Origin of the sequence: Salinigranum rubrum, from assembly GCF_002906575.1 — an archaeon.
GTDB classification, from domain to species: domain Archaea; phylum Halobacteriota; class Halobacteria; order Halobacteriales; family Haloferacaceae; genus Salinigranum; species Salinigranum rubrum.
This window is the reverse complement of record NZ_CP026309.1, coordinates 4053156-4074525: the sequence shown is the minus strand read 5'-3', so window position 1 is coordinate 4074525 and position 21370 is coordinate 4053156. Positions and strand designations below refer to the sequence as shown.

The 21370-nt window shown below is 66.8% G+C and carries 20 protein-coding genes; 5 read left to right on the top strand and 15 right to left on the bottom strand.

The genetic code is table 11. From position 1 onward, the window contains the following. Nucleotide 1: 1 nt before the first annotated feature. The 5 genes from C2R22_RS20155 to C2R22_RS20135 all read right to left on the bottom strand — a co-directional run bounded on the left by C2R22_RS20155 (nt 2) and on the right by C2R22_RS20135 (nt 4159). A complete protein-coding gene (locus C2R22_RS20155) occupies nt 2-487 on the bottom strand; it encodes a cation:proton antiporter regulatory subunit (RefSeq protein WP_103427358.1) in 486 nt (161 codons plus the stop codon). A 71-nt stretch (nt 488-558) separates the two neighbouring features. After that, nucleotides 559-777: a YgaP family membrane protein gene (locus C2R22_RS20150; protein WP_216824763.1), complete on the bottom strand. Its 219-nt coding sequence runs from the start codon at nt 775-777 to the stop codon at nt 559-561. 140 nt (nt 778-917) lie between these two features. Continuing rightward, on the bottom strand, nt 918-1511 hold the full coding sequence (locus tag C2R22_RS20145) for a diacylglycerol/polyprenol kinase family protein (protein WP_103427357.1): 594 nt from the start codon (nt 1509-1511) through the stop codon (nt 918-920). A 3-nt stretch (nt 1512-1514) separates the two neighbouring features. Further along, complete coding sequence (gene glyS / locus C2R22_RS20140) at nt 1515-3311, bottom strand: glycine--tRNA ligase (protein WP_103427356.1); 1797 nt, start codon at nt 3309-3311, stop codon at nt 1515-1517. Nucleotides 3312-3313: 2 nt separating this feature from the next. Then, on the bottom strand, nt 3314-4159 hold the full coding sequence (locus C2R22_RS20135; protein ID WP_103427355.1) for a CBS domain-containing protein: 846 nt from the start codon (nt 4157-4159) through the stop codon (nt 3314-3316). A gap of 307 nt (nt 4160-4466) precedes the next feature. Between C2R22_RS20135 and C2R22_RS25720 the strand changes: the two genes are divergently transcribed. The 4 genes from C2R22_RS25720 to C2R22_RS20120 all read left to right on the top strand — a co-directional run bounded on the left by C2R22_RS25720 (nt 4467) and on the right by C2R22_RS20120 (nt 10733). Further along, nucleotides 4467-4631 (top strand): DUF7556 family protein, encoded by a 165-nt coding sequence (locus C2R22_RS25720; RefSeq protein ID WP_173862824.1) that lies wholly within the window; start codon nt 4467-4469, stop codon nt 4629-4631. A gap of 107 nt (nt 4632-4738) precedes the next feature. Further along, on the top strand, nt 4739-5158 hold the full coding sequence (locus C2R22_RS20130) for a PPC domain-containing DNA-binding protein (RefSeq protein ID WP_103427354.1): 420 nt from the start codon (nt 4739-4741) through the stop codon (nt 5156-5158). Nucleotides 5159-5171: 13 nt separating this feature from the next. After that, nucleotides 5172-10226 carry a DNA polymerase II large subunit gene (gene polC / locus C2R22_RS20125; protein ID WP_103427353.1) on the top strand — a complete coding sequence of 1685 codons (5055 nt, stop codon included), beginning with the start codon at nt 5172-5174 and terminating at the stop codon, nt 10224-10226. Between the two features lie 192 nt (nt 10227-10418). Further along, a complete protein-coding gene (locus C2R22_RS20120) occupies nt 10419-10733 on the top strand; it encodes a DUF7130 family rubredoxin-like protein (protein WP_103427352.1) in 315 nt (104 codons plus the stop codon). Between the two features lie 28 nt (nt 10734-10761). On the opposite strand, the gene C2R22_RS20115 is transcribed toward C2R22_RS20120, so the two are convergent. The 10 genes from C2R22_RS20115 to C2R22_RS20070 form a co-directional block, all read right to left on the bottom strand. After that, nucleotides 10762-11166 carry a tautomerase family protein gene (locus tag C2R22_RS20115; RefSeq protein WP_103427351.1) on the bottom strand — a complete coding sequence of 135 codons (405 nt, stop codon included), beginning with the start codon at nt 11164-11166 and terminating at the stop codon, nt 10762-10764. A gap of 49 nt (nt 11167-11215) precedes the next feature. After that, nucleotides 11216-12766 (bottom strand): sulfatase, encoded by a 1551-nt coding sequence (locus tag C2R22_RS20110; protein WP_103427350.1) that lies wholly within the window; start codon nt 12764-12766, stop codon nt 11216-11218. 254 nt (nt 12767-13020) lie between these two features. After that, nucleotides 13021-13383 (bottom strand): NifU family protein, encoded by a 363-nt coding sequence (locus tag C2R22_RS20105; protein ID WP_103427349.1) that lies wholly within the window; start codon nt 13381-13383, stop codon nt 13021-13023. A 114-nt stretch (nt 13384-13497) separates the two neighbouring features. Further along, nucleotides 13498-13824 (bottom strand): DUF5783 family protein, encoded by a 327-nt coding sequence (locus C2R22_RS20100; protein ID WP_103427348.1) that lies wholly within the window; start codon nt 13822-13824, stop codon nt 13498-13500. Nucleotides 13825-13998: 174 nt separating this feature from the next. Beyond that, a complete protein-coding gene (locus tag C2R22_RS20095) occupies nt 13999-15033 on the bottom strand; it encodes an ABC transporter ATP-binding protein (RefSeq protein ID WP_103427347.1) in 1035 nt (344 codons plus the stop codon). 3 nt (nt 15034-15036) lie between these two features. Further along, nucleotides 15037-15846: an ABC transporter permease gene (locus C2R22_RS20090; protein ID WP_103427346.1), complete on the bottom strand. Its 810-nt coding sequence runs from the start codon at nt 15844-15846 to the stop codon at nt 15037-15039. After that, complete coding sequence (locus C2R22_RS20085; RefSeq protein ID WP_103427345.1) at nt 15821-16729, bottom strand: extracellular solute-binding protein; 909 nt, start codon at nt 16727-16729, stop codon at nt 15821-15823. The genes C2R22_RS20090 and C2R22_RS20085 overlap by 26 nt, the downstream gene beginning before the upstream one ends. Nucleotides 16730-16815: 86 nt before the next feature. Beyond that, complete coding sequence (locus tag C2R22_RS20080) at nt 16816-18243, bottom strand: single-stranded-DNA-specific exonuclease RecJ (RefSeq protein ID WP_103427344.1); 1428 nt, start codon at nt 18241-18243, stop codon at nt 16816-16818. A gap of 191 nt (nt 18244-18434) precedes the next feature. Beyond that, entirely contained in the window at nt 18435-19157 is a 723-nt protein-coding gene (locus C2R22_RS20075) for an enoyl-CoA hydratase/isomerase family protein (RefSeq protein ID WP_103427343.1), read from the bottom strand. A 64-nt stretch (nt 19158-19221) separates the two neighbouring features. Continuing rightward, the gene (locus C2R22_RS20070) at nt 19222-20748 is read right to left on the bottom strand and encodes a helix-turn-helix transcriptional regulator (RefSeq protein WP_394342372.1); all 1527 of its coding nucleotides are present in this window, start codon (nt 20746-20748) and stop codon (nt 19222-19224) included. Nucleotides 20749-21093: 345 nt separating this feature from the next. Here C2R22_RS20070 and C2R22_RS25945 point away from each other — a divergent pair, with 345 nt between their 5' ends. Next, nucleotides 21094-21348, top strand: a complete 255-nt coding sequence (locus C2R22_RS25945) for a hypothetical protein (RefSeq protein ID WP_216824762.1) — start codon at nt 21094-21096, stop codon at nt 21346-21348. Nucleotides 21349-21370: the final 22 nt, after the last annotated feature.

Genomic DNA, 21370 nt, shown 5'->3' with positions numbered 1-21370 from the left:
CTCACTCGCCCGTGACGATGGACTGGAACGTCCGGCAGGCCTCCCGCGGGCCGACGGCGAGGAGGGTATCGCCGGCCCGGAGTTCCGTGTCGCCACCGGGGTTGGTGATGGTCATGTCGCCCCGCTGGACGACGATGACGTTCGCGCCCGTCTCCTGCCGGAGGTCGGCCTCGCCGAGCGTCTTGCCGTCGAGGTCCGACCCTTCGGGGATTTCGACCCACTCGATGAGCGTGTCCCCACCCAGGAGCGTCTCGATGCTCTGTGAGCGCACCGGCTGGAAGTACGCCCCCTCCAGAATGGTCCCCACCTGGCGAGCGAGCTGGTCGGGGAGCTCGAAGAGCTTCTCCGAGTCGGCGTCGTCGTCCGCTCGACGGAACACCTCCCGTTTCCCCGTGTTGTGCGTTACGACGACGAGCCGTGAGCCGTCACCGAGCTCTATCTCGTGTTTCTTGCCGACGCCGGGGAGGTCGCTCTCGTAGACGGTCACACACCGCCTTGGGCCGACCCGCTAATAAATTCTCACGGCCCCCGCGTCCACCTCACCCTCTCGAACCAGTATCACGGCTCGCTGCCCGAGGTGTCGATTCCGAGCAAGGCGTTACCGCCACAGTGTCCGGTCAGCGAATTCGACAGCAGGCCTGCTCCCGCGATACCGGCGATGGCAGCCACGACGTTCCGTCGGTCGAGCGCCGCACCGACCGCCATCGCGAGCAACCAGATACCGACGACGCCGCGAACGACGCGGTCGGCCGTCGACATGTTCTGACTCAGGTCCATACTATCGACTCACGGCATGTCACGACAAAAACGCTACGCGGCGGCGTTTCGTTCTCGGGTGGGAGCGTCCGACGCCCGGTCCGCCCTTCGGAGGCCGTGGACGTTCGTCTCCGGGCGGGGCGCCTTCGGGGGAACCACCCTCACCGCAGGACCGAGAGGACGAGCCACATCCCCACGCACGCCGTCGGCGGAATCGAGAGGTTGTCGTCGACGACGTAGCCCGCCACCACGGGCTTGATACCGTCGGCGAGGGTCGCCCCGGCGGCACCGACGGCACCTGCGAGGAGCGCCGACGCATCTACCCCGAGGCCCTCGGCGGCGAACGTTCCGACCGCCAGGAGGAGGCAGACGCCGAACATGACGAGGAGCGTCGTGGCCCGTTTCGTCTCGCCGACGTCGCGCGAGCCCATGAGACCCGAAATGGGGTCGCCGATGGCGAGCATGAGCATCCCCGCCACGGCGACGGGCGGTGAGAAGACGAGCGCCACGCCGGCCATGCTGTAGGTGTACAGCGCGTAGCCCGCGGGGTTGTCCTGCTCGTAGTCGCGGGTGAGTCGGTCGTAGATGGCCCAGTCGAGTCCCACGCCGAGGCGGAGCACCTCCAACACCGTCGCGACGAGGGCGCTCACGACGACGAGGCCTCGCACGAGCGACCACGGGACGAGTCCGGCGAGATACCCCAGCGGTACGAGGCTCCCGCTCGCGTGGACGAGACGTCGCTGGAGTTCGCTCACGCCTTACGCCTCGGTCGCGACGCGGTCGTACTCGTCGAGCACGTCGTCGAACGCCCGGGTTCCAGCACGGAGGTCGACGAGGACGGCGACGAGGGCGTCGACCGGCACCCGGGCCTGCGCGGCCGAGTCGCGCTCGCGCACCGTGACGCTCTCGGGGCCGTCGCCTTCGAGGCCGTCGCGGTCGACCGTCACGCAGAACGGCGTCCCGACCTCGTCCTGCCGGCGGTAGCGCCGGCCGATGCTGCCCGAGTCGTCGTAGACGACGGTGAAGCCGGCGTTCCGAAGCTGACTCGCCAGTTCGCGCGCCCGGTCGGTGAGGTCGTCGACGTTCGAGACGAGCGGGAACACGCCGACGTCGGTCGGTGCCACCGTGGGTGAGAGGTCGAGATAGGTCCGCGTCTCGCCGTCGACCTCGTCCTCGCGCATCGCGTGGGCGACGAGGGTGTACACCGTTCTGTCCACGCCGAACGACGGTTCGACGACGTGCGGCGTGACGTGCTTGCCGGACTCGGTCTGCTCTTCGATACGGAAGTCCGCGACCGCCGTCGGGACCGAGTACTCGCTGTCGCCCACCTCGACGGTCACCTCCTCGCCGTCGAACGCCTCGGGGTCGCGCTCGGCCAGTTCCTGCAACGCGTCCGCGACGCCCGCGGCGGCCCCGCCGAACTCCGGACCCAGGACGCTCATGTCCGGGTCGACGACCGCCCGTTCGACGACCTTCGGCTCGTCGTACTGCTGGAAGACGGTGAAGTCGTCGTTGGCGTGCTCTGCGTGCTTCGAGAGGTCGTAGTCTCCTCTGTACGCGAAGCCGGCGATCTCGATCCAGTCGCCGTCGACCTCCGCCTCGGCGTCCCAGCAGTCGGCGGCGTAGTGGGCGCGCTCGCCCGAGAGGTGCTGGCGGAAGCGGAACCGGTCCATGTCCACTCCCACGGATTCGTACCACTCGTCGGCGACGCCGAGGAAGTAGCCGACCCACGCGCTGCCGATGACACCCGCCTCGACCGCCTCGCCGATGGTGGTCTGGAGTATCTTCCCGTCGTCGTCGACCTGTTCGCTCGCGGGGTACAGTTCGACTTCGCGGTCGGCGACCGTCGAGAGGTCCGGTTCGTCCCGTTCGGGGTCGATGAACTGCTCCAACTCCGCCTGGGTGAACTCACGGGTGCGGACGAGGCTCTTTCTGGGCGAGATTTCGTTCCGGTAGGCGCGACCGATCTGGGTGACGCCGAAGGGGAGGCGGTTGCGCGCGTACTCTTTCAATCGAGGAAACTCGACGAAGATGCCCTGTGCCGTCTCGGGCCGGAGGTAGCCGGGCGTCGACGACCCCGGGCCGATGGTGGTGTCGAACATGAGGTTGAACTCCTCGACCGGTTCGCCGGCGAGGGGGGCACCGCAGTTCGGACACGCGAGGTCGTGTTCGGCGATGAGTTCCTCGACTTCGGGGATGGGGAGGGATTCGGCCTCCTCGATTCCTGTCGAATCCTCGATGAGGTGGTCGGCGCGATGTGATTCGCCGCACTCGGGACACTCGACGAGCATGTCGTCGAAGCCGTCGAGGTGTCCCGACGCCTCGAAGACGGGTTCGGGCATCACGGTGGGGCCGTCGATTTCGAGGTTGCCCTCCTGCACGGCGAAGCGTTCGCGCCAGGCGTCCTCGACGTTGCGCTTCAGGGACGCGCCCTGGGGGCCGTAGGTGTAAAAACCGCCCACGCCGCCGTAGGCGCCCGCGGCGCCGAAGAAGAAGCCGCGGCGCTTCGCGAGTTCGGCGATGGCCTCGCTCTCGCTCGCGCCCTCCGCCGGCATCGTCAGAGCGCCTCCAGCAGGTTGATGTCGCGGACCACGCCGATGAGTTCGTCGCCGGACACGAGCGGGATCTGCTCGATGTCGTTCGAGATCATCATCTGCGCGGCCTCTTTCGCCGTCCGGGTTCGGGAGACGGTCACGAGGTCGGTCGTCATGAACGTCTCGACGGCCTCGGCGGGAATCTCGACGTTCCGCGTCGGGATGTAGCGGTTGCCGACGGCCTTGATGCCCTCCCACATCCAGTCGTTGTCCTGGTTGGCGATGGAGTCACCGGTGTCGTCCTCGCCCTCGACGACGCGGGCGACCTCGATGATGTCGACCTCGGTGAGGATACCGCACATCCGACCGTCGTCGTCGAGGGCCACCGCGTAGGGGACGTTGGCGTAGTAGATTTCGCGCTCGGCCACCGTCAGTGGCGTCCCGACGTAGGTCGTGTTCACGTCCTTCGCGGCGAGGTCACCGACCCCGGCGTCACCGTCGGCGTCGCCGCTGGCGATGGCGTGAACCACGTCCGTCACGGTGATGATGCCGACGAGTCCGTCGTCGACCACCGGTACCCGACGCGCCCCGGTGTCGACCATCAGCTCCGCGACCTCCTCGACAGTCGCGTCGGGCGATGTCGTCGGAACCTCCCGCAGGAGGAGTGCGAGCTGGTCCTCGTCGGGCTGTTCGATGAGGTCCTCTCGGGAGACGAGGCCGCGGTACTCCTCGCCGTCGTCGGTCTGCTTGACGACGGGGACGGAGGAGAAGCCGCGCTCTTGGAGGTAGGTCAGGACGTCGTCACGGGTGCCGGGGAGTTCGACCGTGACCACCTCCGCTCGTGGCGTCATCGCGTCGGCTACGTTCATACCCCCGCTTACAGGCCCCCTCCTCTTGTACTCTGCGAAGCGGATATCACGGACGCACGTCCCGTCGTGCGGTGATTTTCGTCCGTCCCTCGCGTTCGCAGAGCGTTACTGCGTGCGCCGACTCGGGACGGTTCCCGCACTGATTCCCATGTAATTGAAAGACAGCTCACTAGTTCGTTATATTTATTGACGTGCTGCGCGTTAGGCCCATCGAATACAGAAAAACGTCCGAAACTATCGGACTGTTTGGCCGATTCGTCTTCGACACATCGACGAATTTATAAGAGGGTGGTACGTTGTACCAAACATGACGGATGCGACCACTCCCGTCGATGCCTCGAACACTGAGGTCATGGCCTCGGTGGACTCTGCCCCCGGTCGGTCGCAGTTTATCATCGCAGACGTGACCTGCGACGACGCCTGGATGGCAGTGCGACTCGAAGAGGCGTCGACACTTCCGGAGTGGCGCTAGCCGCGTCGGTACGCCCTCGCTTTTCGGCAGTCGCACTCGCACCTCGGGAGACGCATCGCCCGACGCGTGACTGAACTTTTTTGTCGACCACTCCCGATAGCCTGGCTATGAACTATCGGGAAGTCACGCCGACACGGGAGTTCCTCTGCTCGCTCGAACACGGGACGGACTGGCGCGAGGAGATCGAAGAGTTCGCCGCGCGCGAGGGAATCGAGTCGGCGTGGTTCAACGCCATGGGTGCCGTGCAGGACGCCGAGGTCTGGTTCTACGACCAGGAGGACAAGGAGTACCTCTCGGTGCAGTTCGACGAACCGCTGGAGGTCGCGGCGTGCGTCGGCAACGTCGCGCTCCTCGACGGCGAACCGTTCGCGCACACCCACGCCGTGCTCTCGCGGCGCTCGGGGCAGTCGCTCGCGGGCCACCTCAATTCGGGGACCGTGTTCGCCGGCGAGGTCTACCTCCGCGCGTTCGAGGAGCCCTTAGAGCGCGAACACGACGACGTGACCGACCTGGATCTCTGGCTGTGAGCGAGCAACAGGGATGAGACGGGAGGACGAACGCTACTTCGAGCGCATCGAGTCCCGCCTCGACGAGGCGTTCGAGACCGCCGAAGCGGCCAAGGCGCAGGGGTGGGACCCCACCTGCGAGGTCGAGATACCCGTCGCGAAGGACATGGCCGACCGCGTCGAGAACATCCTCGAAATTCCGGGCGTCGCCGAGCGCGTCCGCGAACTCGAAGGCCAGATGTCCCGGGAGGAGGCCGCGCTCGAACTCGTCACGGACTTCGTCGAGGGGAGCGTGGGCGACTACGAGTCGAAGGCGGGGAAGATCGAGGGCGCGGTCCGGACGGCCGTCGCGCTCCTCACCGAGGGCGTCGTCGCCGCGCCCATCGAGGGCATCGACCGCGTCGAGATACTCGACAACGACGACGGCACCCAGTTCGTCAACGTCTACTACGCCGGGCCCATCCGGTCGGCGGGCGGGACGGCACAGGCCCTCTCCGTGCTCGTCGCGGACTACGCCCGGACGCTCCTCGACATCGACGAGTACAAACCCCGAACGGAGGAGGTCGAACGCTACGTCGAGGAGGTCAACCTCTACGACAAGGACACCGGACTGCAGTACTCGCCGAAGGACAAGGAGACCCGCTTCATCGCCCGGAACATGCCCATCATGCTCGACGGCGAGGCGACGGGAGACGAGGAGGTCTCCGGGTACAGAGACCTCGAACGCGTCGACACCAACAACCCCCGCGGCGGGATGTGTCTCGTTCTCGCGGAGGGAATCGCGCTGAAGGCGCCGAAGATCCAGCGCTACACCCGGAAACTCGACGAGGTCGAGTGGCCCTGGCTCCAGGACCTCATCGACGGGACCATCGGCACGGACGACGAAGACGGACAGGCCGAGACGGACGACGCCGAGTCCGGCGAGGACTCGGAACGCGAGGCCGACGACGACGGTGAGACGGCACCTGCCGACGAACCCGTCGGACCTCCCCGCGTCGAACCGGCGACGAAGTTCCTCCGCGACCTCATCGCCGGCCGCCCCGTGTTCGGCCACCCGTCGATGCCCGGCGGTTTTCGACTGAGATACGGCCGCGCACGCAACCACGGGTTCGCCACCGCCGGCGTCCACCCCGCGACGATGCACCTCGTCGACGACTTCCTCGCGACGGGGACCCAGATAAAAACCGAACGGCCCGGCAAGGCCGCCGGCGTCGTGCCGGTCGACTCCATCGAGGGACCGACGGTCAGGCTGGCGAACGGCGACGTCCGCCGCATCGACGACCCCCGGGAGGCGCTGGAACTCAGAAACGGCGTCGAGGCCATCCTCGACCTCGGGGAGTACCTCGTCAACTACGGCGAGTTCATCGAGAACAACCACCCGCTCGCGCCCTCTTCTTACACCGTGGAGTGGTGGCGACAGGACTTCGAACACGCGGGCGGCGACCTCCAGGCGCTCGAAGACGACCCGCACGTCGACCTCTCGAACCCCACCGTCGCCGAGGCGCTCGCGTGGGCCACGGAGCACGACTGCCCGCTCCACCCGGCGTACACGTACCTGTGGCACGACCTCTCGGTCGAAGCGTTCGAGGCGCTGGCTGACACTGTCGAGGCCGGGCACGTCACCGAGGCGACCGCCGACGGTGGGGTCGCGCTCGACCCGACGTCCGAACGCCGGACGGGGACGCTCGTGCTTCCCCGCACCGAGGAGACGACGCGGGCGCTGGAGACGCTCCTCGTCGAACACCGACAGACCGACGACGACGTTCGAATCGCGACGTGGGAACCGCTCGTCCGCTCGCTGGGTTTCACACCCGGGCTGGAACGGACGTGGGACCGGTTGTCCGAGCACGCCCGCACGTGGGACGACGGCGAAAACGCCGTCGAGGCGGTCAACGACGTCGCCCCGTTCCGGATCCGCGAGCGTGCGCCCACCCGCGTCGGAGCGCGCATGGGCCGGCCCGAGAAGTCCGAGAGCCGCGACCTCTCGCCCGCCGTCCACACCCTCTTTCCCATCAGCGAGGCCGGCGGCAGCCAGCGCGACGTGAGCGCCGCGGCACGCGCACGCGGGGAGAACGGAAGACGCGGACAGTTCGACGTACAGATCGGCCGACGGCGCTGCTCAGAGTGCGGGACGGACACGTACAAGACGCGCTGTCCCGAGTGTGCGGCCCACACCGACCCACACTACGAGTGTGACGACTGCGGGCAGGTGATCGAACCCGACGAAGGGGGTCGCGTCCACTGCGGGCGGTGCGACCGCGACATCTCCTCGGCCGCGTGGCAGTCGATCGACCTCAACACCGAACTTCGAGACGCCCTCCAGGACGTCGCCGAACGCGAGGCCTCGTTCGACATTCTGAAGGGCGTCAAGGGGCTCACCTCGTCGAACAAGACGCCCGAACCCCTCCAGAAGGGGATACTGCGAGCGAAACACGGGGTGACCTCGTTCAAGGACGGCACCGTCCGCTACGACATGACGGACCTCCCCGTTACTTCCGTTCGCCCCGCGGAACTCGACGTCACCGCCGACGACTTCCGTGACCTCGGCTACGACACCGACGTCGACGGCGAACCGCTCCGCTTCGACGACCAACTGGTCGAACTGAAGGTACAGGACATCGTTCTTTCCGATGGTGCGGCGGAGCACATGCTCAAGACCGCCGATTTCGTCGACGACCTCCTGCGGCGCTTCTACGACCTCCCGCCCTTCTACGAGGTCGAGTCACGAGAGGACCTCGTCGGCGAACTGGTGTTCGGGATGGCCCCGCACACGTCGGCGGCCGTCGTCGGCAGAGTCGTGGGGTTCACCTCGGCGGCGGTCGGGTACGCCCATCCGTACTTCCACGCGGCGAAGCGACGGAACTGCTTCCACCCGGATACGAAAATCTGGTACGAGGACGAGTCCGGTGACTGCCACCACGAGCGTATCGAGACGGTCGTGGAAGAACGGCTCGAAAACCCCCGTACCGACGATTTCGGGACGCTGGTGGAAGAACTCGACTGCGACATCCGGGTCCCGTCGGTCGATGCCAACGGGTACACCGTGATGAAACCCGTTGAGGCCGTCTCGAAGCATCACTCGACCGACCATCTCGTTCGAGTTGAGACGCGGAGCGGCCGGGAACTGACCGTGACCCCCGACCACGACCTGTTGCGGTGGTCGGGCGAGAAACTGGAGCGGACCTCCGCGATAGAGTTGGAACCGGGACAGCTGATTCCCACTCCTCGCAGCGTCGACTTCGAGGGTGCTCACGCAGAATACGACCTGCTCGAAGAACTGCTCGACGCCGGAACGATTCCACCCGAAAACCTCGTCGTTCGGGGTATCGGGACGGAGCGACTGAAAGAGCTCTTCGATGGTGCGACCGACGCCGACGAGTACCTGACGCCGATTGCGACGGCCTTGGGAGTCAGCACGTCGACGGTCTACAACTGGGTCAGTCGCGACAGCGTGCCCGTCTCGGTGCTGCTCGAACTGTTCGACGAGGAGGAGTTGCTCCGGCGGATCCCCGACGACGTGACGCTCGCGGCTAGGCGGGACACCGCCGAGGTCGACCGCTACCTCGAAATCGACGAGGGGTTCTCGAAACTGCTCGGCTACTACGCGGCGGAGGGGTTCACCCGCCGCGAACCCGGCCAGTGCTACCAGACGACGATCTGTACCCCGGACCGGTCCGTACGGGACCAGATTATCGAGATCTTCGAGCGTTCGCTCTCGGCCGACGCCTACGAGGAGAACCAGTGGAAGGTGACCGTCTCGAGCCGACTCGTCACGGCCGTGTTCGCCGACGTCCTCGACGTCGGCTCCGACGCGGCCTCGAAGCGAATCCCCGACGCAGTCCTGTCGGCTCCGGCCGACTCCCTCGCTGGCTTCCTCGCTGGCTACTTCAGCGGTGACGGGAGCGCCTCCGGTGACCGTGTCGAGGTCCGCGCCCACACCGTCAGTGACGAACTGAAAGACGACCTGATGGCGGCGTTGAAGCGATTCGGTATCGCAACGAAGGTCTACCGGGAGACGCGAACGCACGACACTGGTGTCATCGCCGAATTTTACGACGGTACGCCCGAGTTCGAATCGTGGGTATTGAAGATCACCTCGGAGAACGCTGCCCGCTTCGCAGAGACCGTCGGCTTCGCCCTCGACCGGAAACGAGACGCGCTCGCGAACGCACTGGCGTCGACCGAACTCCGACCGCAGCGGCTCTTCGGCGACGGCAGCACGGACGTCTGGCTCGACGAGGTGACGTCGGTCGAACCCGTCGCCTCGGACATCGCGTTCACCTACAACGTGACCGTCTCCGACACGCACTCGCTCGTCGCGAACGACCTCTACGTCGCTCAGTGCGACGGGGACGAGGACTGCGTCATGCTCCTCATGGACGGCCTGTTGAACTTCTCGAAGGAGTTCCTCCCCGACAAGCGCGGCGGGCAGATGGACGCCCCGCTGGTGATGTCCTCGCGCATCGACCCCTCCGAGATCGACGACGAGGCACACAACGTCGACATCGTCCGCGAGTACCCCAGAGAGTTCTACGAGGCCACCCTGGAGATGGCAGACCCCGAGTCCGTGGAGATAAAAATCGCCGAGGAGACGCTCGACACCGACCACGAGTACCACGGCTTCGAACACAGCCACGACACCTCGAACATCGCCCTCGGACCCGACCTCTCCGCGTACAAGACGCTCGGCTCGATGATGGAGAAGATGGACGCCCAGCTCGAACTCGCGCGGAAGCTTCGATCGGTCGACGAGACGGACGTCGCCGAGCGCGTCATCGAGTACCACTTCCTCCCCGACCTCATCGGGAACCTCCGCGCCTTCTCGCGGCAGGAGACGCGCTGTCTCGACTGCGGCGAGAAGTACCGGCGCGTGCCACTGACGGGCGACTGCCGCGAGTGCGGCGGTCGGGTGAACCTCACCGTCCACCGCGGGTCGGTGAACAAGTACATGGAGACGGCCATCAGGGTCGCCGACGAGTACGACTGTCGACCCTACACCAAACAGCGTCTCGAAGTGCTCGAAAAGTCGCTCGAATCAGTGTTCGAGAACGACCAGAACAAGCAGTCCGGGATTGCGGACTTCATGTAGGCCGACCTTTTTTTGCCCTCGCGGTTCGCACAAAGCGCGAACCGCTCGGAAAAAAGCTCGACCAAAAAACGCCGCGAGCGAGTCGCGCGCGACTCGTTCGCGGTCGGTACGGTTGTGAACTCCGGGTGTCCAAACCGTTCTCTATGGTAGAAAATACCACGATTTTTACCGTCAGCCATCCAACAACTGCGCATGTCCGAGAAGGCATCCGCAACGGACGCTGCTGAATCGGTCGTCGACGTCGACATCGGAACGACGGTGTACGACGCGGACGGAAACGAACTCGGGACCGTCCGTGGTCTCGATGACGTCGGCTTCTACGTCCGGTCCGCCGAGGGGACCGGTCGAGTCGGGTTCGAGGAGGCCCGCGACGCGTTCGGCGTCGGCTACGTCATGTGGCGCTGTTGGGAGTGCGGCGAGATGGGGCAGATCGATGACGAACTCCCCGAATCCTGTCCGGCGTGTGACGCACCTCGCGAGGAGTTGTACTACTGGGCCGAAGACTGATTCGATTCGGTTCCTTTTTCGAAGCTTGCTATCCGGTGTGCCGTCCAGCCCCGGTTTCGGCTTCCACCTCGTCCCACGAGGCGAGCGCTCCCTCGGCGAGGTGGAAGTCGCGTCCGCCGTGTTCGGTGTAGACGAGATAGACGTTCGGTTCGGGAACACCCCACCGTTTCGAGACCGATTCGATAATCGAAGCAGCGAGCGTTCGGCGCTGTTTCTCGCTCCGACCCGCGCGGATGTCGGCGTTGACGAGCACGACGTCCTCGTCGTCACCCGCGCGTCCCATCGAGAGGTCTCGTCGGTCGCAAACGCGGATAGAGACGCCGACGTGGCCCGTCCCGGTCTCCATCACGTCCGCGAACTCGGCGGTGACCCACTCGACGAACCCCGTTCTGTCCGCCGGTGTCGCCGTCGTCTCGAATCGCAGGTGTGGCATACGGGAGCCGAGACGCGCGAGGGAGAAGAAGCCCCGTCTCGTGAGTTCGCTACTCGAGGTAGCCGAGGTCACGCAGTCGTTCCTGTGCCTCGTCGTCCATCTCCTCGACCGTGTCGTCGCTCACCTCGTCGTCGAGGGCGTCGGTCCACGCCCCACCGATGTACTCTTCGAACGCGCTCAGCGCCGCCTCGGTCGCGGCGATAGCCTCGTCGTCGGTGGAGAGCGGTTCCAGTTCGTCGGGGTCGCGGTCGAGTCGGTACGCCTCGTCGGGGATGCGGTCGATTCGGACGTACTTCGCGTCGGGACGCCGCGCCGCGCGCATCCGCGAGTAAAAGCGCGAGTCGGTGGGGAGGGTGATGCCGGCGCCCTTGGCCTTCTCCTCTAACTGTTTGAGTTCGACGACGGGGCGGGAGTACTCGACGAACGCGTACTCGCCCTCGGGCGCGGCCCGCTGACCGGCATCAGGGTTCGACGCCCGACTGAACTGTCGGTACGAGTCGGAGAGCAGCGACCGTGTCCGGTCGCGTGCGATGGCTGTCTCGCCCGCGCTGGTGGGTACTCCGCCCTCGACGTCGAGCGCGTCGAGGACGGTGTGGTAGATGTCGAGCAGTTCGACCTGGTCCGCCCTCCGGTTTGCGTCGAGCGCCGGATGCTTGACCATCAGTGGGACGTTGACGAGCGGGTCGTAGAGGCAGAACTCGTGGCCGTAGAGGTCGTGTTCCCCGTGGAGTTCGCCGTGGTCGGCGCAGACGACGACCGCCGTGTCTTCCCACTCGTCTTCCTCTTTGAGGAAGTCGAACAACCGCGTGAGTTCGGCGTCGATGTGAGCGATTTCGGCGTCGTACAGCCCGCGGATGTCCTCGAACTCCTCCTCTGTGATGTCGCGCGCGCCCGAGTTGTACTCCTTCGAGTTCTGACACACATCGGCGGAGTCGACGCCGGGAGCGAACTCCCGTTTGAACTCCTCCGGCGGGTGGTACGGGAGGTGTGCGTCCATCAGGTTGATGAACGCGAACCACCCCGACTCCGACTGTGAGTCGGAGACGAACGTCTGGGTCTGGTCGATGACGGAGGGTGTCTTCGAGTCCGCACCTTCCCCGCCCGCGAGGTATTCGTGGGCGGTGTTCCCGAGGCTGACGAGTTTGTCGGCGATGGCGCGCAGTCGCTCGTTGTCGTTGAGCGTCTGCCACGCTTTCGCGAGGGGACCCGAGAGGAACTCGCCGGGCATCACCTCGAAGAAGTTATCCTGTTCGTCGAATCCGTCGGTGAGGTGGGTGTAAGGAGTGATCCACGCGTTCGACGAGTAACAGGCCGTGTCGTACCCCTCCCGAGACAGGGTTTCGGCCAACGTGGTCGCCCCGTCGAGGTAGGGGTTCTCCTGGTCGGCACCGTGCTGGCTCGGATACATCCCCGTGAAGAGCGAGGCGTGGACGGGTAGCGTCCACGGCGCAGGCGCGACTGCCTGCTCGAAGACGGTCGCCTCGGCCGCGAACTCCTCCAGACCCGGCGTCGTCGGACGGTCGTAGCCGTACGGCGTGAGGTGGTCCTTCCGGACCGTGTCCATCACCACGAAGAGGACGTTCGTGGGCTGGGTTGCCATGCGCCCGTCTTGCGTGCTGACCCGAATAAACCCCTCTATCCTGATTCGGGCGCTCGAGGGCTGTTTTATATCGCGGTATGGTGTTTATCGGTTACTGTGTGGCTATCGGTCCGTTCCTCGAAATCGGGCTCGTACTGGGCTGAGTAGCTCATTTTCTAGAGAACGTGAGAATTCGGATTCGAACGCGCTCACGGAGCGTACGCTCTGCGGTCAGCGTCCGAAGAAATCGACGAAGTCGGAGCGGTTCGGCGGGTTCAGAACGGGGCCTGCGGCCCCTCGTCGGAATCGGAATCGTCGGTCGTGTCCCCGGGGAACGAAGGGGACATGCCGCCGCCGCCGCCGTGGCCGCCACCGCCCATGCCGGTGTCCGCGTGGACCACTTCGATCTCGGGGATCTCCTTGACCATGCGGGACTTGATGGCCTGGATGGTCATCGGCGAGATGCCACAGCCCGAACAGGCGCCGCCGAGCATGATGGTGACCTCGCCCGTCTCGCGGTCGAGGTTCTGAATCGCGGCACTCCCGCCGTGCATCTGAATCTGCGGGAAGTTCCGGCGCAGGAAGTTCGACACCCGCTCCTTCAGGTCGTCGTCGGCCTCTTGGGCGTCCGTGCTCATGTATTCGAGTAGGAAACGGCGGTGCTTATGCCTTTGGTTCAGCGGGACCAGAGCACTCCGTCCGGGGACGGTTCTCAGGGGAGACGACCGCCGAAGAGCGGTGTGCGAACGACGTTACTCCCCGTCGAGCCCGAAGATTCGCCTGAGTTGGGCCCTGATCTCCTCCGTGTAGTCGTCGAGCGCGGCTTCGAGCGTCTCCTCGCTCACCGGAACCCCGCTGCCCTCCAGTCGTGCCGCCGGGTCCTCGGGGAGGTCGATGCGGAACTCCCCGTCCTCGTAGAACGGTTCCGACTCGTTGAGGACGAACTGGTCGATGGCGTGAACGAGGTCCGAGTCGTATGACTCCCGCATCGTCTCGAACGCGTTCTTGTACGCCCGCTGGAGCTCGGTAAAGTAGTTCGCGTACTTGTCCTCGAACTTCTCGGGGTCGAACTCGGTCATACCCGGCGTTTTCGGGGAAGAGACAAAAGTCAGCCGGTACGGTCTGTCCCCCGAGTCGGGGCTCTGTCGGCCGCCTCGGCGCTCTTCTCGAATCGGGACGTATCTCCGAGGTAAACCATATACTGCGATATCAAAACGACTACCGGGCCGAACTCTGGGTGTCGTCCTCCCCCCTCAACGTGTCGCGATGACGTGAACCGCGTCTGCGGGTACCGCGAGCCGTACCGTCGTTCCCGGTCGCACGTCCCGCCGATCGACCGCTTCCGGGCGAACCTGCGCCGTCACTTCCCAGTCACCGCACGCGACGGTCATCCGGTACTCGTCGCCTTCGTTCAGGGTGCGCCGAACCCTTCCGGTGAGCGTCGGTACCGTCGGAGCCGCGTCGCGTGTGACGAGGCGAACGCGGGCGGGACGGACACACGCCGTGACGGTGGTGCCGACCGCGACGCGTGCCGTCGTCTGGAGCGTCACGTCGCCGACACGGAGGACGGCCCCGTCCCCGCGTGCTTCGACGACGCCCGCCTCGAACACGTTCTCGCTCCCGGTGAACCGGGCGACGAACGCGCTCTCCGGTCGGTTCAGCACCGCGTCCGGCGTGTCGACCTGTTCGACCTGCCCCGCGTGAAGCACGGCGAGTCGGTCCCCGAGGACGGTCGCCGCCCGCTGGTCGTGCGTCACGTAGACGACCGGGATGTCGAGCGAGGCGAAGAGGTCGTGTAACTGGTCGCGGAGTCGGCGGCGGATGGGGGTATCTAAACTGGAGAGCGGTTCGTCGAGCAACAGGGTATCGGGGTCAGCCGCCAGCGTCCGTGCGAGGGCGACCCGTTGTCGTTCGCCGCCCGAAAGCGCTGCGGGGCGGCGGTCCAGCACTCCTTCGATTTCGAGCATTCCGGCGAGTTCGTCGACCCGGTCACGCCCCGTGGCCGCGTACTCGACGTTCTCCCGGGCGGTCATGTGTGGGAACAGCGCGCCCTCTTGAAACACGACGCCGACCCGTCGGGCTTCGAGCGGCCGGCCGACGAGCGAGCGACCGTCGAGCGTCACCTCTCCGCCGTCGGGACTGACGATGCCCGCGACGAGCGACAGCAGCGTCGACTTCCCGCTCCCCGACGGGCCGAGCACCGAGAGCACCCCCCGCTCGACGGAGAGGTCGACCGGGCCGAACTCGAATCCGGGGTACGACTTCGTGAGGGCGGTGAGTTCGAGCATCGGTCACTCCAGGGGCGACGTGCCGAGCGCGTTGATGACGACGAGCGTCGCGACGGCGACCCCGAGGAGGACGACGGCGATGGGGAACGCCTCGTCCAGTCCGCGGGTGGTGAAAGAGACCCATATCTGCACCGGCATCGTCCGGGGGTAGTACGCGAGCATGATGGTCGCGCCGAACTCGCCGATGGCGCGCGCGAAGCCGAGCGTGACGCCGGCCAGGATTCCCGGCCACGCGATGGGAAGCGTCACGCGACGGAACGTCGTCCAGCGCGATTTGCCGAGCGAGCGCGAGGCGTACTCGAGACTCCGGTCGACGCTCTCGACGGCCGCCTTCGCGGTGACGACGACGAACGGCGAGGCGACGAACGTCTGTGCGAGGACGACGCCGACCACGGAGCGCGTCAACGGTACCCCGACCGCCGTCGCCGCGCTTCCGAGAAGCGTGTTCGGCCCGACGACCGTCAGCAACACCATTCCGCTGACGATGGGCGGGAGGACGAGCGGGAGGACGACGAGCGCGGTGACGAGCGCCGAACGCCGACCCTCGGTCCGTGCGAGCCAGTACGCGAGGGGCAGACCGAACACCGTCGCCAGCGCCGTGCTCACGGCCGCGGTGAGGACCGACGTCCGAACCGCCGCCGTGACGTCCGGCGTCGTCAACCGGTCGAGGACGGCACCCGGCGGTTGCGCGACGACGAGCGAGACGAGCGGGACGAGGTAGTAACAGAGCAGCACCGCTCCCAGGAGGAAGGCGACGGAGAGCCAGTCGAGTCGTTCGACGCCTCCCTCAGTTCGTGAGTGCGTCGGGGGCATGAGGCGTGTATCGTGGGTAGTCGGCGGGGACGCCGAAGCCGAACGCGTCGAGGTACGGTCCGGTGACGTGTGCTTCGAAGACGTCGCGAACCGCGGGCGAGTCGCGCAGCATCGTCGACCCGTAGCTGATCGGTCTGCCGCTGACGACGGTCCCGTCCGGCAGTTCGTACGTCGCACGGGCGTAGTGGTCCGCGAGGTGGGGGCTGCTCTGGTCGACCTCCACCGGGAGTTCGATGTAGGCGTAGTCGCGTTCGACGGCCATGTTGCGGTAGGCGACGGCGGCGTCGATGCCTCCCGTCTCGAACCCGCTGATGAGTTGTGTTTCGGGGTAGACCTGCTCGCGGCGCGGAACCGCCTCGCGCAGGTCGACGTCGAGGTCGTAGTACGCCGTCGCCAGTTCGAGCGCGAACAGCGTCCGGTAGCCGAGCGGGTCGAGGTCCGGGTCGGTCCGGCCGAGCGTGACCGCTCCGTCGAGGAGCGGTCGGTACCACTCGTCGGACCCCGCCGCGGCCAGCCGTTTCCCACCCGGCGTCTCCGGGTTGTACGCGATGACGACCGCGTTCGTGGCGAACTCGGCGTACCACGCCGGTTTCACCCACGCGTCGAACAGCGCCACGTCGGCGAGCGAGACGATGTCGGGCGCCTTCGAACCCTCGGCGACGAGCCGAGCGACCTGCGCCGAACCGTGTGCCTCGACTTCGAGCGTCGCGTCCACGGTCGGACGAAGCCCGTTCTCGAGGGCGTCGTTCAGGCTTCCGGCGGCGAGCATCGACACCGTCTCCGACGTGTCGGACTCGCCCGACGCGCCCACGTAGCCGGCACCACCGAGCGCGACGGCCATCCCGGCCAGGGCACGTCGACGACTGACCGGGGCCCCTTCCATGCGGGGTAGTCACACGTGGTTGAGAAAAAGGCTTTCATAAACCGATACTGGTTACGTCTCTTCGAGCAGAGCGCGCGTCCCACGCGTCAGAGCTGCTCGCCGACGATTCGGTCGGAGTGGTCGACGAACGCCTCTCGCTCGCTCGCCGGGATGGTCGCACCCGCGGCCACGTCGTGGCCGCCGCCGTCGCCACCGACTGCCTGCGAGGCCTCCCGCATCACGACCGAGAGGTCCAACCCCTGACGCACGAGGGCGTGTGACCCGCGCGCGGAGACCTTCACCTCCCCGTCGCCCGCGTCGGCGAACGCGATGATGGGGAGGTCGTGGCGGACGCCGCCGGATCCGACGGCCATCCCGGCGACGATGCCGACGATCGTCTCGCGGATTCGCGACCCGGCGTCGAACCACTGAACGTTCTCCTCGACGGTGACGCCCTCGGTCTTGACCCACTGGAGCCCCTCCGAGAGGTTTCGGCGGTGGTTCCGCAGGAGGCGGCGCGCCCGGTCGAGCGCCGGCCCGCGGTCGCCGAGACAGACCGCCAGCCCGACGTCCGCCCGCTCGTACCGGGCGGTCGCGTTCAACAGCGTCGAGAACTCGCTCACGTCTCGCAACTCGGTGCCGGGCGTCTCGTCCGTGAGGACGTACGTCGTGCCGACGAGCGCGTTGATTCGGTCGGCGGGGACGCCGCGCGAGATGGCGTGACGCATGAGCGCGTTGACGAGCGTCCGCCGTTCCTCGCCCGTGAGGTCGACCCAGTGGCGCCACTCTCCCTCCTCTTTGAGGTCGAGGTCCAGGTCGGCGAGGAACGAGACGGCGCCCGCCTCGTCGTTCGAGATGCCCGGGATGCGCGCCTCGCTCGCGTACTCGAGGAGTTTGGGGAGCGGTCGCGTCTGTCGGCCGTAGAGCAAGAGGTCGGTTTCCTCGGCGAGCACGCCCGCCTCGACGCCCTCGCGGACGATTCCCTCGTTCGCCCCCGACAGCCCGCCGTCGCCGTCCTGCATGTCGCCGACGGCGCCGACGACGGCCAGTCCCGCGAGGTCGCGGTTCGCCTCGCCTCCCAGCGCGCGGCCGAGGACGTAGCTCGCGCCCGCACCCGAAAGCTCGGCGGCCCCGTCGATGCCCTCTAGGAGGGGGTTGAGGTGGTACTCCGTCTCCGCGTCGGCCGGCTGGTGGTGGTCGGCGACGACAGGCGTAAACTCGCGCTCGAACTCGGTGATGACGTCGAGTTGCCCGCTGCCGAAGTCGGTGAACAGGACGGTGTCGTACGAGGTCCGGGCGATGCGTTCGATGGCCGCACGGTCGAGCTGTTTCTCGAAGGTCGTCTCGAATCGAATCCCGGCCCGTTCGAGCGCGCGGGAGGCGATGGCGGCGCTCGTCAGGCCGTCGGCGTCGATGTGGGAGGCGAGGAGGACGCGGTCAGCCGCACGGAGGCGGTCGGCACACGCCGCGGCGCGCGCTGTGAGTGCGGGTACCGGTCCACTCGCCACGGCGTCCGTGTCTACGTCCGCGCTCATAGACTCCCCTTAGCGCTCTCTCCGGTATAAACCTCGGTCCTCGCGCTCGCGGCCGAGGGTTCACATACGAGGGCGGGGCCACCGTGGGCTGTGATCTGACGTTCGCCGGCAGACGAGTCGCGACGTGACGGTGCGTCGTCTGCTGGTTTCGACGGCACCGTCCGTTCGCTCCCCTTCGTGTTCGTCCGTGTTCACTCGGTGAACGCCCGGGTCGCCGCTCGACACGCCTCGTCGCGTCGGAGCTGTGACAGCGCTCCACGGATACGGTCACGCGCGCCGTCGTCGGTCGACCGCGCCAGTCGTCTGGCGGTCGCCGTCGCCCGCTTCGGCGACTCGCCGACGCGTTCGACGTACTCCTCGACGGCCGGTTCGAGTTCCTCGGCCGCGACGACGCGGTTGACGAGCCCCCACTCGCGGGCCGTCTGTGCGTCGATGGGTTCGCCCGTGAGCACCAGCTCCATGAGGCGCTTCCGACCGCAGATCTCCCCCACGCGTTCGACGGCGTACGGCGGGTACGCGCCGATGGTCGTCTCGGGCAGTGCGAGCGCCGCGTCGTCGACGATCACTGCGAGGTCTGCGGCACAGACGAGTTCGAACCCTCCGCCGTACGCCAGACCGTTGACCGCTGCGACGACGGGAACCGAGAGTCGTTCGATGCCCCAGAACGTCTCGTACAGGGCATCGGCCAGTGCCTCGACTTCGGCGGCCGACTCCGCTTCGTCGATGACCGCGATGTCGTCACCCGCACAGAAGACGTCATCCACGCCCGTGAGAACTGCCACCCGTGACTCCGACTCCGCCCGCGCGAGTTCCTCGCCGAGTCGACGCCACCCGTCCAGATGGAGGGCGTTTCGTTTCTCGGGCCGGTCGATGGTCACCCAGCGCGCGTCGCCGCGGGTCTCTGCGCGAATCATAGTCCGTCCATGCCGTTCGACGGCAAGAACCTTCGGACCACTCGCCGAGCCGTCCGTGCCTGTCTCACTCCTCGTCGGGCGGGTCGAACGGCGACCCCGCGCCCTCGGGAACCTCGTCGGGATGGGCGACGACGTTCTCCCGTCCGATGGGGATCTTCTCTATCGTGCCGTCCTCGGCCATCCGAGAGAGTACCCGGCTCACCTTCGACTTCGACCAGTCCGTTTCGCTGACGATGACCGACTGTCTCACCTGCCCGCCGTGGTCGTCGACGACCGCGTGGATCCGCTCCTCGTCAGTCATCGCCTTCGGGATGCTCGTCCCGGTCGGTGCGGCGGGTTCGGTTCCGTGTCCACCGTTCGCGGTCGGAGCCTCGGTCTGGGTCGGTTCGTCCCCGGACGAGGTGGTCCACAACGACCCGCGTCTTCGGTGGAGCAGCGCAGCACCGAGAACGAGAGCGAGCGAAACGCCGGCCATGGCTCCGACGGCGACACCCGGTGCGGCCGAGAGCGAGCCGATCACGCCCGGTCCGTCGGTCGCTACGTCCCCGCCGACGGGGTCCTCGGCCGCATCGTCGACTCCGTCGCCGTCGGTGTCGGCCCGTGTCGGGTCCGTCCCGAGCTGGTTCACCTCGCGCCCGTCCGTGAGGCCGTCGCCGTCGGTGTCCGCCTCGGTCGGGTTGGTACCGTACCGGTTGACCTCCGCCGCGTCGTCGAGACCGTCACCGTCGGTGTCGGGACTCGTGGGACTGGTCTCGTGGACGTTGACCTCCGGTCCGTCGTCGAGGCCGTCGCCGTCGGTGTCGGCTACCGTCGGATCGGTCTGATACTCGGTCACCTCGGCGCCGTCGTCGAGGCCGTCACCGTCGGTGTCGGTGTCCGTCGGATCGGTCCCGTGCGTGGTCACCTCGACACCGTCGTCGAGGCCGTCACCGTCGGTGTCCGACTCCGTCGGATTCGTCTGCTGTCTGTTCACCTCGACGCCGTCCGCGAGGCCGTCGCCGTCAGTATCGGTGTTCGTCGGGTCGGTCTCGTGGGTGTTCACCTCCGGGCCGTCGGCGAGACCGTCGCCGTCGGTGTCCGCCGTGTCGAAGGCCGTCCCGAGTTCGAACTCCCGGCGGTTGGCGAGTCCGTCGTTGTCGGCGTCGCCCTCTGCCCCGAGCACCCGGACGTCGACCGCTCGGCTCGCGAGCGGTTCTGCGCTCGCGTTGGTCGTGTTCGCGCTCCCCGCGCTCGCGCTCCGGACGGTGACGGTCAGTTGTTGGTCCCCGGTCGCGCTCGACGGGAGGCTATCGAGCGACAGCGTGACGTTCTCGGTCGTGTTCGTCCCGTTGATCCGGCGGCACGTGGCGTCCGCGTCGCCCACGCCGGCGCAGACGTCGTACGTGTCGGTCCCTGTCGCCACTGTGGCGGTGACGTTCACGCTGCGCCACGCCGCGACCGATGGCCGGTCGCCGTCCGCGACGACGGCCGGTCCCGAGAGCGCGACGCCGTTCACGGCGACCGGCACGGTCGCCGTGGCGACGACCCCCCCACTCAGCACGAGGAGGACGGCCGCAACCGCGATCACGCTGCTTGGGACGGCAGAGCGCACGTTCATTCCTCGTCTCGTGGCACATACCACCAGCGGCGTTTTAACACTTCGTTTATCCTCTGTCCGGCGTGAGTTTTCGCCTGAAACAGTCGAAACAATCTCTATTTCGCGAATGAACGGTCGAGACAGTCGTCCCTGTTTTTGGACTCGTCTCCCGTCGCCGTCGACTGCGACATGACCGAAAACAACCGCTCTCGACGAACGTTCGTAGCTGGCGCAGCCACCACACTCATCGCAGCAATCGCTGGCTGCTCGGGTTCGGGCAGTGACAATGGCTCGACGAATGGCACGACAGAAAGTCAGGGAGCCGCAGGCGAAACGGACACGGCCGAGGAAGACCAGGCCATGACCGAGACGGAGACGGAGATGATGACCGAGTCCGAGACGGAGACGGAGATGATGACCGAATCCGAGACGGAGACGGAGATGACGAACGAGACGGACTCGACGGAGAACGAGACGGCGATGAACGAGACGGACTCGATGGAGAACGAGACGATGACGAACGAGACGGACTCGATGGAGAACGAGACGATGACGAACGAAACGACGACGAACGAAACGACGACGAACGAGACGACGACCGACGACTCGGCCTAACTGCGGTTTCGCGCCGTCTCCG